At 47.7% G+C, this 13,776-nt stretch carries 11 protein-coding genes and 1 pseudogene; all 12 read left to right on the top strand.

Annotated elements, in window-relative coordinates; translation table 11 throughout:
- Positions 1-50: 50 nt before the first annotated feature.
- Positions 51-1,202, top strand: coding sequence for a hypothetical protein (locus tag OP495_RS14820; RefSeq protein ID WP_280570398.1), 1,152 nt, complete (start codon positions 51-53; stop codon positions 1,200-1,202).
- Positions 1,203-1,258: 56 nt separating this feature from the next.
- Positions 1,259-3,028: a glycosyltransferase gene (locus tag OP495_RS14815; RefSeq protein WP_280570397.1), complete on the top strand. Its 1,770-nt coding sequence runs from the start codon at positions 1,259-1,261 to the stop codon at positions 3,026-3,028.
- Positions 3,029-3,042: 14 nt separating this feature from the next.
- Positions 3,043-4,185 (top strand): UDP-galactopyranose mutase, encoded by a 1,143-nt coding sequence (gene glf / locus OP495_RS14810; RefSeq protein WP_280570395.1) that lies wholly within the window; start codon positions 3,043-3,045, stop codon positions 4,183-4,185.
- Positions 4,186-4,200: 15 nt separating this feature from the next.
- A complete protein-coding gene (locus tag OP495_RS14805) occupies positions 4,201-5,184 on the top strand; it encodes a glycosyltransferase (RefSeq protein WP_280570393.1) in 984 nt (327 codons plus the stop codon).
- A 50-nt stretch (positions 5,185-5,234) separates the two neighbouring features.
- Positions 5,235-6,575 carry an undecaprenyl-phosphate glucose phosphotransferase gene (locus OP495_RS14800; RefSeq protein ID WP_280570391.1) on the top strand — a complete coding sequence of 447 codons (1,341 nt, stop codon included), beginning with the start codon at positions 5,235-5,237 and terminating at the stop codon, positions 6,573-6,575.
- 19 nt (positions 6,576-6,594) lie between these two features.
- Positions 6,595-7,605, top strand: coding sequence for a UDP-glucose 4-epimerase GalE (gene galE / locus OP495_RS14795; protein WP_280570389.1), 1,011 nt, complete (start codon positions 6,595-6,597; stop codon positions 7,603-7,605).
- A gap of 128 nt (positions 7,606-7,733) precedes the next feature.
- Positions 7,734-9,089, top strand: coding sequence for an O-antigen ligase family protein (locus OP495_RS14790; protein WP_280570388.1), 1,356 nt, complete (start codon positions 7,734-7,736; stop codon positions 9,087-9,089).
- Between the two features lie 41 nt (positions 9,090-9,130).
- The gene (locus OP495_RS14785; protein WP_280570386.1) at positions 9,131-10,243 is read left to right on the top strand and encodes a glycosyltransferase; all 1,113 of its coding nucleotides are present in this window, start codon (positions 9,131-9,133) and stop codon (positions 10,241-10,243) included.
- Between the two features lie 225 nt (positions 10,244-10,468).
- On the top strand, positions 10,469-11,344 hold the full coding sequence (locus OP495_RS14780; RefSeq protein WP_280570384.1) for a hypothetical protein: 876 nt from the start codon (positions 10,469-10,471) through the stop codon (positions 11,342-11,344).
- 176 nt (positions 11,345-11,520) lie between these two features.
- The gene (locus OP495_RS14775) at positions 11,521-12,300 is read left to right on the top strand and encodes a sulfotransferase family 2 domain-containing protein (protein ID WP_280570383.1); all 780 of its coding nucleotides are present in this window, start codon (positions 11,521-11,523) and stop codon (positions 12,298-12,300) included.
- Between the two features lie 25 nt (positions 12,301-12,325).
- Positions 12,326-13,168: a hypothetical protein gene (locus tag OP495_RS14770; RefSeq protein ID WP_280570380.1), complete on the top strand. Its 843-nt coding sequence runs from the start codon at positions 12,326-12,328 to the stop codon at positions 13,166-13,168.
- Positions 13,169-13,329: 161 nt separating this feature from the next.
- Positions 13,330-13,776, top strand: a pseudogene (locus OP495_RS14765) (hypothetical protein); the annotation flags it as partial.

Here is a 13,776-nt window from a genome sequence, read left to right as displayed (position 1 = left end):
ATAGTATATATGATATATAAATTTAAATTGTATAATTGTAGAGGGTTGTTATGAAAAAACAATTAATCTTGCATATAGGGTGTCATAAAACTGGGACGACATCCATCCAGCATGCTTTGGTAGATAACAAAAATTCTTTGCAAGATATAGGATATACATATTATTACGAGGGATATGAGCATGGGGGGATGCCAAACTTTCATTCTTATTTGGCTTTCGACCAGAATAAAGGTCTCCTTCCCTTGGGTATGTGGGTAAGGGATCATAAAAAAATGATCCAAGATCTCTCATCCGTTGAAGGAAATGTGATAGTTTCTTCGGAAAATTTTTCTTTCGTTTTCGATAAAAAAGAAGTTGCTCGCATAAAGAGAAGTCTATATAAAGTCTTTGATAGCATTCTGGTTGTTTGCTATATAAGGCGTCAAGATAGGCATGTTATTTCTCACCATCAAGAAGGGGCTAAACCTCATAGAAGAGCAGAATATGATTTGTTTGGTCATGAGCCTACTGTTCTACCAAAACATAAGAAAGAGCATGATCTTTATCTTGATTACTATACAAGGCTTGGCTGGTGGGCTGATGAGTTTGGTGAGGATAATATCTTTTTAAGAGTCTATGATAGGAAAGCTCTTAAAGATGGTGACGTTGTTGCGGATTTTTTTAATATTATGGGGTTAGATGAGTTTTATAAGTCGAGAAACAGAAATACTTCTTTGACTGGTGTTCAAGCGCGGGGCGGTCATCTGATACAAGGAAGGCAATCTGAGTTTTTTGACCACATTAGGCTGTATAATACTTTTATTAGTATCGGTTCTCCACGAGGTAAAGGTCTAATCTCGAAAGAAGATGCTCTAGATTATTACGGTAATTACAAGGAGGGCAACCGTTTATTAAATAAGAAATATTGTCTGACAGACGACGAATATCTTTTTGATGAAGATTTTTCCGAATACAGTGATTTTATCGACTGCTCATGGGCAGAGAGTAACGAAAATGAGGTTATTTTTCACTTTCTGAAGTGGGTAGATAGTTTACATATGCACGTTGATGTTGATGCTCTTAGAGATGCCGCGCTTGAGTTGGAAAATAAAAATAAAAACCTAAGCTATAAACTAATGCTACTTGCAAGATTTTTTCGACCACAAGGACCTCTAATAAATAGAAAATTGGAGAAATATTCGGAAGACCTTTTTAATAAGTAGGTCTTGGGTGAGTAAACTATGATGCTCATGTTCTTGAGCTTTAAGTTGGAGGGCTTGTGACTTTATTTGTATTGCAAGACTTTGTGTTTCCGAGAATGGATTTTGGCGCTCCATTTGATATGTATTATAGGCAAAAAAATGAACATACCACGCCTATTATCTCAGGAAAGCAAAAGGTTATTTTTTCCAAAAACGGAACTTTGTTCTTTGATACTTACTTTAATGCACTATCTGTCCAGAAGTGGAAGGAGCACTGTTCAGTTGATGATGTAGCTATCCAGTTAAAAGGGCAAGGAAAATTTTCCGTATTTTTTGGGATTCATCGTCTGGGGAGGCATCATAAGTGGCTGTCGGATAGTATTGTTGAACTGGATGAAGAAGGAGTAACTGTTCCCTTTCCTAATTGGGGAGAACTAGAGGGCGGCTTGCTTTATTTTTCTGTCAAGTGTTTGAGTGATGATGGAGAGGTTTGGGGAGGAAGTTGGATGACCAATACCAGACCTCCAAATAATCCACTTAAACTTGGTATTGTTGTTACGCACTTTAATAGAAAAGAGTATGTTCTTCCTGCAATAGCAAGGATGAGAGAAGAGCTCCTTAACGATCCTGAGTATCAGGGTAAAATAGAGATGGTGGTCGTTGATAACTCTCAGAATATTACCGATGAGGAATCCGAAGGTGTCACTATTTTACCAAACCAAAACTTGGGGGGGAGTGGAGGATTTACTCGTGGCTTAATGTACCTTAAAGATAAAGGCGATTTTACTCACTGTCTTTTTATGGATGATGATGCTTCCTGTGAGGTGGAGTCCATCAAGCGAGCCTATAACTTTCTGTCACATGGCGTGACGAACGATCTAGCTATTTCCGGTGGCTTACTGCGAGAGCTTGAGCCTAATCGTTTGTTTGAGAAGGGTGCAAAGTTTGATGGTGCTGTTCAACCGCTAAAGAGTGGTTTGGATATGACCTCACCTCACGATTTGATGATCGCTGAAGAAGGAAGCTACGAGCCTGACTATGGTGCTTGGTGGTTTTTTGCTTTCCCAATCGCAAGTGTAAAAAATTATGCTTTTCCTTTTTTTGTGCGCGGCGATGATATTATTTTTGGGAAGCTAAATGATTTCAAAATAGAAACGCTCAACGGAGTTTCCTGTTGGGGGGAAGATTTTGGCTTAAAGAGTAGTCCAATGTCGGTTTACTTGGATGTTAGGAATCACTTGGTCCAAAATTTTACGCATATTCGCTCCAGTGGTTTTTATATAGTAAAGATGCTTGCAAAATTTTTTGTAAGTAATGTCTTCTCGTATAATTATGCATCGGCAAGATCTGTCATTTTGGCCGTTGAAGACTTTATGAAAGGCCCTGATTACTGGCGAGATGATCTGGATGCAGCAGTGGCTAGGAAGCGTGTAGGAGAGCAGGCATCGCTGGAAAAAATGGTTCCTGTTAATCTTAGTGATTACGAGTTTTCCCATGTATCCATGCATGAGTCTGCTGCGCGGAAATGGCTTCGTTTTTTGACCTTGAATGGTTTTCTCTTGCCTTCCTTCTTAATTAAGGGTGATGTTGTTTACCAAGAAAAAGGTTTTAGGGCTAATTTTAGAGAAATCTTTCGGCATCGCAGCGTACTTTATTGCCATGGCCCTTCGTCTGTGGGTTATGTGGCCCGTCATGACAAGAAGAAGTTTTTCTCGGAGCTGCTGATTTTTTCTAGTGTTCTTTGGAAACTTTTCCGTAAAAGAGGGGAGCTGCGAAAAGAATATCGGGAAAGCCTGGAAGAAATGACCTCCGAAAATTTCTGGAAGAATGTTTATTCGGGTGAATGAGAATGGGAGATAAAATGAAGTTTTTGTTAGTTGGTGCTGGCTTTTCCGGCGCAGTAATCGGTCGTGAACTCGCTGAAAAAGGACACAGTGTTACCATCATCGACGCTCGCCCACATATCGCCGGTAACTGCCACACTGAGCGTGACGGCGAGACTGGGGTAATGGTGCATGCGTATGGGCCGCATATTTTCCATACCGATGACCAGGAGGTATGGGAATACGTCAACCGCTTCATGCCTTTCAAGCCCTATGTGAATCGCGTGAAAGCGACGACGCAAGGGCAGGTGTTCTCGCTGCCGATCAATCTGCACACCATCAATCAGTTCTTCGGCGAGACCATGCGGCCGGATGAGGCGCGTGAATTTATCGAGTCGAAGGCCGATACGTCGATTAAAGACCCGCAGACCTTCGAAGAGCAGGCGCTTCGCTTTGTGGGGCGGGATCTCTACGAAGCCTTCTTCAAGGGCTATACCCAGAAGCAGTGGGGCTGCCACCCCAGCGAGCTGCCGGCCCGCATCCTCAAGCGGTTACCAGTGCGCTTCAATTACAATGATAACTACTTCTTCCACCGTTTCCAGGGTATGCCGGAAGAAGGCTATACCAAGCTTGTGGAGGGCATACTCGATCATCCCAATATAACCGTCCACCTGAATACGCGCTTCACCCGCGATCAGGTCGACGATTACGATCACGTTTTCTTCTCGGGGCCGCTGGATGGCTTCTTTGGTTATGAACTGGGGCGCCTTGGTTACCGTACTCTGGATTTCGAGCGGTTCACCTATGAGGGCGATTATCAGGGCTGTGCGGTGATGAACTATGGTGAAGAGAGCGTGCCCTATACGCGTATCACCGAGCATAAGCACTTCTCTCCCTGGGAAGAGCATGAGGGCAGTGTGTGCTATCGCGAGTACAGTCGCGCTTGCGGTGAGGACGATATCCCGTATTATCCCATCCGCCTGGTCAACGAGAAGGCGCTGCTTGCCGATTATGTAGCGAAAGCCCGTGAGGTAGAGAAGGTGACATTCGTGGGTCGTCTCGGGACGTATCGTTATCTGGATATGGACGTCACGATCCGAGAAGCATTGGATACCGCGCGCGCGTTCCTTGAGAAGCAGGCCTTGGACGAGCCTATACCGGCTTTCTTCGTGCAAACTTGATGTTGGGTACCCTTTTTGAATATTGCGCGTGACGAGGATGATGGCCAGCGTACGCTGGCCGTTGTAATTGTGTCGTATAACCGTCTTGAGCAGCTCAAGATGGGGATAGAAGCGGTTTTGAATGAGCCTGTGTGCGGTGTCGTCGTCGTGGATAACGGCTCGACGGACGGTAGCCGCGAGTGGTTAGCCACCTCGGAAGATGCGCGGCTGAGGGTACTCACGCCTGAGCGCAACCTGGGTGGGGCAGGTGGCTTTGAAGTGGGCTTTCAAGAGGCTCTTTCTGCGTTTTCGCCCGATTGGATCGTTTGCTTCGATGATGATGCACGACCACAGCCCGGCGCGCTTGGTCGTTTTCTTGAGCGTGATCTGGAAGGGGCTGATAGCGCGGCAGGGGCGGTTTACTATCCGGATGGTCGTATTTGTGAAATGAATCGACCAAGTTGGAACCCTTTCTGGCATCCCATTAAACTGCTAAAGACAATGTTTGGCATTTTGACCGGTAAGGCACGCCAAGGGTTTCACTTGCCAGATGCTGCTTATGAAGCGAATAGTGCAACGTCTATCGATTCTTCTTCTTTTGTCGGTTGCTTTGTCAGTCGCGAATGGATAGAAAAAATAGGTCTGCCTAGAGGTGACCTTTTTATCTATGGCGATGATATTATTTATACGCTTATGCTGAGTCGACAAGGTGCGAAGCATTTTTTTCTTCCGGATATTACGTTCACTCATGATTGTTCCACTTTTTCGTCTCAGAAAGTGACTTACTCACCCCTGTGGAAAGCTTATTATACTTATCGGAATGGACTTCTTATTTATCGTTTGGCAGCGGGGCCGTGGTTTCCCTTCGTTGTGATAACTAAGACGCTGATGTGGGTTTCAGCTACTTTGAGGTATTCTGATAAAAAAAGTTACTTGACGTTATGTGGGGTGGCGGTTAGAGATGGAGTGCTCGGCAAGACCGGTAGAACACATGATGAAATTACTCAGCGTTTTTATTGATTATGCCTTTACCTACTAAAACGCTATCTGGGTTTACACCATACTCACACTTGGCGGCGCGCTTAGCCGACGTTTTTGCTATTTTTGGTGGTGGCTTTTTAGCTTACCATGTGCGCTTCGGTTCGTTGGTAGATATGGTGGAGCGTTACCAGTGGATGATTCTATCCGGTACGCTACTAGGTTTGATTATCTTCTCCGCATGTGGTGTTTACCGTTCTTGGCGGGGAGCGGTACGCGTCGGACTTGTTGTGCGAATTGCGCACGCGTTCGCTATTCTTTCGGGCACTATCTTTACGTATTTATATTTTACCAAAACGGGGACAGAGTTCTCTCGTTTGTGGTTGTTTTTTTGGCTCGTTATTTCCTTTGTTCTAAGTGTTTCAATACGAACGCTGGCGTATCCGGTTTTAAATCGTCTGCGTAGCAAAGGAAAAAATCGTAAGAGTGTGGTTCTGGTGGGTGACTATGAACCTTGCGCAACGGCTTTGCGTAATATCCGGCGTGAGCCATCGGCCGGATTTGATGTTATTAAAGTGCGGTTGATGGATGCAGTGGGTTGTGAAAATCTGAAAATTGCAGATTGCCAAACATTCGACCCTGAGAACGATAGCTCGTTGCAGGCTGATGAGATTTGGATATGTTTTTCTTTATCGAGAGGGAGTGTCGTTGAAAGTGTGATGAAGTGTTTTAGGCATAGCACAGCAAACATACGGTATTTGCCAGATATGCAAGGGTTACGTTTGCTGAATCACGATATATCCTCTGTAGCTGGCCTGTATATGATCGATATGAGCTGTAGCCCACTTGGTGGTTGGGCTAGATTTCTCAAGGCGATGGAGGACAAGGTTATAGCACTGTCGATCATTTTATTTGTGTCTCCTCTTTTATTGGCAGTCTCATTGGCGGTTAAAATGACATCACCCGGTCCTGTTTTTTATCGTCAAGAAAGAATGAGCTGGAATGGAAGAGCATTTAAAATGCTGAAGTTTCGAACGATGCACCAAGACCATGAACAAAAAAATCTGGTTTGGGGAGAAGCAGCATCGAAACCCATGACACCAATCGGTAATTGGTTACGTCGGTCGAGTCTTGATGAATTGCCACAGTTTATCAATGTTTTGAAAGGTGATATGTCTATTGTAGGGCCACGGCCAGAACGTGTTGTTTTCGTTGAGAAGTTTAAAGACGAAATACATGGCTATATGCAGAAGCATATGATGAAGGCCGGTATTACAGGATGGGCACAAATTCATGGTTGGCGCGGCGATACAGACCTGAACAAACGTATAGAATATGATTTGTGGTATATCGATAACTGGTCTGTTTGGCTGGACTTGAAGGTTATATTTTTAACGATTTGGCGTGGTTTTTTTCACGACAATGCTGAGTAAAATTTATATAGGTTGATCTATGAATGTTCTCGTGACTGGTGGTGCTGGCTATATCGGTTCTCACAGCGTTGCAGAGTTGCTTGAGGCGGGCCATGACGTTGTTGTTGTCGATAATCTATGCAATGGCTCTGAACAGGCCTTGAGGCGTGTCGAGGGAATAACTGGCAAGAGTGTGTCCTTCGAGGAGTGCGATATACGGGATCGAGAAAGCTTGGGTCGCGTTTTCGGTAATCACGACATTGATGCGGTTATTCACTTTGCAGGACTGAAAGCGGTGGGCGAAAGTGTCAACGTGCCGCTAGCGTATTATGACAATAACGTACATGGCACTACGGTCTTATGTGAAGCGATGGCAGCAGCAGGTGTGTTTAAGCTAGTGTTTAGCTCATCTGCAACCGTATACGGTGTAGAGGCGCCAGTACCGTACCAAGAGGATATGCCTAGAGGCACGACCTTGAATCCCTACGGTACGTCAAAAGCCATGGTCGAGACTATCCTTGAGGATCTATGCAAGGCGGATGATCGCTGGGCCGTTAGCTTATTACGTTATTTCAACCCCATCGGCGCGCATCCCTCGGGGCTTATTGGGGAAGACCCTCAAGGAATTCCCAACAATCTGATGCCTTTTATTAGCCAAGTGGCTATTGGACGTCGTGATGGGCTTTCTATCTTTGGTAGTGACTATCCAACAGAGGATGGCACATGCGTACGAGATTACCTGCATGTCGTCGATCTCGCAGTGGGGCATCTAAAAGCCCTGGAGAGATTGTCGGACCCTGGCGTTTATACGTATAACCTGGGTACCGGCAGCGGTGTCTCCGTCTTGGAAATGGTCAAGACGTTTACTGAGGTGACAGAGGTTGATGTGCCTTATCGGTTTGCTCCACCGCGTGATGGAGATTTACCGGCCTTTTGGGCGGATTCTTCCAAGGCTCAAGAAGAGTTGGGGTGGTGTGCGGAAAAGGGATTGGAAGAAATGATGCGGGACACCTGGTGCTGGCAATCGAAGAATCCTGAGGGTTATTCCTAGTAAATGTGCGGGCTATCTGTATTTTAAGCCGCTGACTTTGTCAGCGGCTTTTTTCATGGAAGGGCCTCGTAGAGCAGCGTATCGTCGTGTTGCGCTACGACGTTTGATCGGTCGGTTTGGGGGATAGCATGTTGAATTCTCGCCTGTGGGAGCCTAGCGATATTGGGCGGTCTCCCGGTGCGCTTGTCGTTGTAGGGGCTATGGCGCTGTTGCTGTATGGCACGTTACGTGTGCTGTGGCCGGCCGTTGGAAGTCCGGCGGGTAGCTTGACAGCGTTACTGGGCTTGATCGCAGTCTTGGCATGGGGAAAAGGCCTTCGTAGCACTGGGCCACTGTGGCTCTTGCTGCTGGCTATCGCCGTGCAGGTGTTGTCTTGGGTTCTGGGCTATTTTCACCATCCCGAATGGGTGTCGAGTAACCCGGAGGTCGACCGGCTGGCCAAACTTTTCATCTTTATCGGTGTGGCGTGGTGGCTGGGCGGAAGCTCGCGCAATACGCTGCTGGTATGGGGCCTGGCGGTCTTGGGGTATCTCATTGCTTCCTTTGTCCACGGCGGGCTGGATGAATGGCGCAAAGGCCTAGAGGGAGTTCGCACTGGTTTTGGCATCCGCAATAAACAGCATGGCTCGATGCTGTTCGGGGTGGCCTTACTGGGGCTGGTGGTCTTTGCCCGTCGTATCATGATGAGCGGCACGCGCTGGGTTCCCTGGCGTTGCATTGGGTGGGGAATCGCGCTGGTGATTTGCGTGGTCGCCATCGCTATCGGTCAGACGCGCGCGGTTTGGCTGGCCCTGGCCGTTTCCCTCCCCGTGGCCGTGCTGATCTTACTGCTATGGGCAAGTAGGCATGGTATGGGGCGACGCATACTGCGGCCCGTCATCGGTGGCGTCATCGTGGGAATGGTGCTGCTGTTGCTGGGTGGAGTCTTCTTCGGGGGCACGCTAAGCGAACGCTTGGAGAAGGAATCCGGTGTGGTGACGGAGCTCCTGCAAGGCGATTTGGAGGCGGTGCCGTATAGCAGCATCGGTATTCGCATCCATACCTGGGTGGCGGCAGGCGAGTGGATTGCCGAGCGTCCCTTGGTTGGCTGGGGCGGCGAAGGGCGCGGCCTGGTGATTGACCATACGCCATGGCTACCTGATTCGGTTAAAGCGAATTTCGGTCATTTGCATAACTTCTTCCTGGAAGTGTGGGTGGCTTACGGTGTGTTCGGGCTCGGTGTCATCGCGGCGTTGGCGCTGTGGATCGGCCGGGGCACGTGGCTGGCATGGCGTGCAGGTGTGCTGCCAAATGACATGGCGTTGTTCGGGGCAGCGTTCTTCGTGTATTGGATGATCGTCAACCAGTTCGAGTCCTATAACTCGTTCTGGACGGGGGTATACGTGCATAACCTCGTCGTCGGTGGTCTGGTGACACATATCTGGCGCTGGCAATTGGATACTGGCCGGCGTGTTTTCTCTTGGCCACGCCGACGGGGCTTGTAATGCGTACATTGGTGGTTGTCCGCTCATTGAAGATGGGCGGCATGGAACGTGTCGCCGTCAACCTGGCCGATGCCTTTGCCGATGCTGGGCATGAAAGCCACCTGGTCAGCTTTCGCCGGGTAGATAAACCGCTGCATCCCCTGACCTCGGAGGTGAAGCAACACTATTTGCCACTGAGGCACTTGAGCCGCTTGACCGTGATTGGTTTTCTTCTCGAGCTTTTTGCGCGTTGGTTGCTCAATCCCTTGCTCAAGCGTGCCGTGTTCCTGGGGTCTGGAATCATGGGTGGGCTGGTGTTCCGCCTATGGCTATGGCGCTTCGAGCGTCGCCATGGGCGGGTGGATCGAATCGTCTTTCGCGGCCAGGGCACCTTCGAGCAGGTATGGACGTTTCGAGACCACCGCGCGTGCTACGTACTGGAAAATATCGTACGCGCGAGCAAGCCAAGTCTCAGCCGTCGCTTGTTTGCGCGTTGCCTTTACCAGCACCGGCATTTGGTTGCGGTCTCGGAGGGCGTGGCCGAGACCGTGCGCCAGGCGGTGGTGCTGTGGCGTTTTACGCCGTCGAGCCTGGAGGTCATTCCCAACCCTTGCCCCGTGGAGGATATACGCCAGACGATGCTAGCGCCGGAGCCGGATATTCCCGCCGAGCCCTACATCGTCAACGTCGCGCGCATGGTGTCGGCGAAAGACCAGGCGCTATTGCTGCGAGCCTATGCGCGTTCCGGAGTGACAATGCCGTTGGTGCTAGTGGGCGATGGCCGAGAGCGAGCCAACCTTGAGGCATTGGCTACGGAGTTGGGTATCGCCGAGCGTGTAGTCTTCGCTGGCCAGCGGGATAATCCCTATACGTGGATGCATCATGCACGGCTATTTGTACTAAGCTCACGCTTCGAGGGGATGGGCATTGTACTGTTCGAAGCCTTGGCGTGTGGCACGCCGGTGCTGAGTGTGGATTGCCCAGGCGGTATTCGCGCGATTCTCAAGGGGGAGCTGGAAAGCAGTATCGTCGTGCATAGCGAGAAAGACCTCGCCGCGGGTATCCAAAAGGCCATTGAGGATCATCCACCCACCATCGACGAAGCCTGGCTGGACGACTTTAAGTCGGAGAGGGTGGCGGCGCGGTTTCTGCATTCGCCCGGTTGTTCCCGCTAGGAGCGGGTTTCCATGTCGCTATAAGCTTCGTAAACGTGATTTTATAAAACGTTAGGCTTATGCAATGTGCGTGTAAATTGATATCATGCTAACTATTAAGACAGCATGATGCATATAATGAGGCACCACGCATGGAACATGGGCAACCGTATCTGATCTGCCGTGTGCAGCGACGACACAAGCGAAGCGCACCTTCTTTTCTCTTGGTGAGGCTGGGGGCGTCGCGTGAAGTCGTTGCTCTTTGGTGAACGTCGGTTGCCGACGCCGCCCGCGGGCGATCCCGCATTCGCCCCCTTGGAAGATACCCGCATGTACTGGCCGGTACAGCGGGCTCGCTTGTCAAAAACGGTGAGAGAGAGCGCTCAATCCTTGGGCGTGCCCGTGGAGTTGGGCTTGCTGAGCCTCTGGAAGCATGCGTTACCGGGCGCCACTTGGGTGGAGCATATCGGTCTGCCGCGCCGCGCGGTTGAACTAACGCTTGGCGATAAGCTGGTCTTGCACGTGAACCCGAATGACTTGGTGCGAGCCACTCACTGGCAAGGATGGGCCCACAAGCACCGGCCGAATTCCTCGGCGTTCATCTGGGACGGTGAGTGGGATCTACGGCGGGGCGATTTACGGACCAGCTCCCGTATCCGCTTCATCCAAGATATCGATGCCCATCGCGACGATCTCACCCAGTCGGCAGCTTTCGATAAGTACATGGCACGTTTGAAGGCCGGTAAACCCTGGTCATCGCATCAGCAGGGCATTTTGCTGGATAGCGAGGCCCGCATTCTCACCTTCCTGCGGGTATACTTGAGCTTCATGGACGACATGGTCGTGCGCGGCTTCGACTCCACCCGCGGGAAAGATATGCTGGGCGTGGCTGTCACGCGCGAAGGGCGGCTCCTTAAGATCAATCGTGGCCTACATCGCTTGGCCATGGCGCAGCACGTCGGCCTGCCTTCCGTGCCAGTAATGGTGAAAGCCGTACACCGGGAATGGTGGGAGCGTGTGACGCAGGATGTCCCTGAAAAAGTGGCTCTCCACCGCTTACGGCGTTCCTGTCAGTGCTGTGTACCTGAACGAGAGCCGGGTCCAATGGATCCTGCGTTATAGAAGTCAAGCTCCAAAGGCGTACCTAAGTACGCCTTTTTTGCATATGTCATGTGTATCTATATTGCTACATGTGGGGTATAGTTTTTATGTTTAATTTGTTAGAAAATTGTTCTTCTTTTTACCCTTTCCGTTTTATATTCAAAGAGTTAACTGATTGGTCGCTGTGAGGGTTGTTGATGATAATTAGTCATAAGCATGGTTTTATGTTTATCCATTGTAGGAAGGTTGCAGGGAGCTCTATAAAAAATACGTTATGGCCTTATTTGGGAAAAGACGATATTGTTGTTGGCAGTCTTGATGAAATATTGAAAAATGGCAATGTGCTCAATGCCGCAGCCAATAAGAATTTGTGGCACCCTAGGTCATTAAACGTTACAAGGAAGGCTGTTTTAGAAAAGCTTTTGCATGGAAATACGCATCGCTACCGTAGTCTCATCAACACCTCTATCAAGGCTAAATATAAAAAGACGCTTTTTCATAACCCAGTTCACGCGCCTGCAGAAGCGGTAAAAAGATACTTCCCCTATGAGTGGGAAAACTATTATAAATTCTGTTTTGTCAGAAATCCTTTCGATCAAGCTGTTTCGGAGTACTCGTATCAAACGAGAGATATTAGTGATAATGTCTCGTTTAGCCATTTCTTGAAGGCGATGGCTGGTGAAGTCGAAGATCCTGGGATCGTGCCCCATGGCTTTAAAAGCAACTGGCCACTGTATACTATTGATGGCAAGCCGGTAGTTGATTTTATAGGAAGGTATGAGTCGATAGAAGACGATTTCAAAAGGGTTTGTCAGGATATCGGTATTCCCTGTGAAGAAAAGCTTTTAAAAGAAAAGGCAGGCAACAGGGATAAAGAAAAAGATGTAAGTGATTGGTATGGAGACCAAAGTATCGAGCTCGTTGAGTCGGTCTACAGGGATGAAATAAAGCACTTCGGGTATCCATTCCCTACATAAATAAAAGTGCGTGAGGAGGCGTCTTTTGTTGATTGATGAAGCGGTTTTTTGCTCCGGTTTTTGGGTCGTTGGTGATAATAAAAAACGTGACTTGGATCACTATAAAAAGCTCTTCCCTGAAGCCCTTAAGATGCTTTCAGGCGGGTACCTTGTTTTTTTCTATGAAGATGATTGGGTGAAAGAAGAAATAAATAAATTGGCGATTGAAAACAATGTTGAGGTTTGTTTTGTATTTTGCGCTGTTCAAGACCTGCCTATGAGAATGCACGCCTGTGATTTTGCTAGACTCGCGACAGTGTCTAATATAAATTCAATTAGAAAAATGGCAAAAAATAGAGGAAGAAAGGAGAAAGGCCTGAAGCACTATAAAAGAGAAATTCAGGAAAGTGGTGTCCATGTCTACGAAGATCTTCTTAGTATTTGGTTTAGTAAAATATTCTTAGTTAGAAAAGTTGTAGAGGAAGGCTTATGCCATGATGCAAAGAAGTTTGCGTGGATGGATATATCTGTGTCTCGGTTTTCCGGACAAAGGGAAAGCTGGGATTTTGTTAATTTGAAGTTTCCTAGAGCCGATAAGGTTTATCACTATCCTAGTAAATTAAGGTATCAAGGCAAGCCTCTTCCTCTTAATGCTAGCTTGATGATTGGAGGAAAAGGTGTATGGCAGGATTTGTGTTCGTCATTTTTGTTTGAGCTTGAGTCTTTAAAGGAGACTCCTTATCCACATGATGAGGAAACTGTACTAGGATCTATATGGTATAAGGAAAGAAAATTTTTCAAGTGTATTGGTAGGATGGACTACAGGAAGATAAGGCTAGAGTTTTATAGGGTGTTGGTGCAAGTAAAAAGAAAAGCTCTGCTACGGTAAACTAAGCAATAGCTGTTCTTTTTATATGTTATAGTGGATGATGCTCGTTTAATGGTGCTAAGTGATGTGCTATCTTGGGCTTAAAATGATACATGGATTACGATGCCATTAGTTAAGATGTTGGTATTTTCTGAGGTACATGTTCTCATTTCGGGATAGCCATGAAATACAGTGTTAACGCCATTTCGATACCGGATAATGTTGCCGAACGGCGACACCCCCATCCGAAAGATGGGGTAATTCGAGATGAGCAGTTAAAAAACTTTGATGAGCAATACATTTTTTATGATGTGTTTATTGATTCTGCTAAGGATGAGCTGGTTGCAATTGGTCCGCCCGCCTTGAATTTGAAACCGTATGTAAAAAATCTGAAGGTCTTTGTGAACGGAAAGGAGAAGAAATTTTCCCTTGCCGATTACCCGGAGCAAAAAGTTTCAATATTGAGGCTCAGGCTAGCACGACAGGAAAAGTATGATGTCGTGTTGAAGTTTCCTGATTTCGAGCGTAAAATCTCTTTGAGGAATGAGTTTGTAGCGCCTGGCAAGAAAGTGTTGGCGGCAATCTCTAAGAATAATAATGTTGCATGGGTCGACGACTGGGTTAAGTAT

Origin of the sequence: Chromohalobacter sp. 296-RDG (assembly GCF_029889885.1) — a bacterium.
GTDB lineage: Bacteria > Pseudomonadota > Gammaproteobacteria > Pseudomonadales > Halomonadaceae > Chromohalobacter.
Note: the sequence above shows the minus strand (reverse complement) of the source record. Positions and strands in the feature narration are given on the sequence as shown.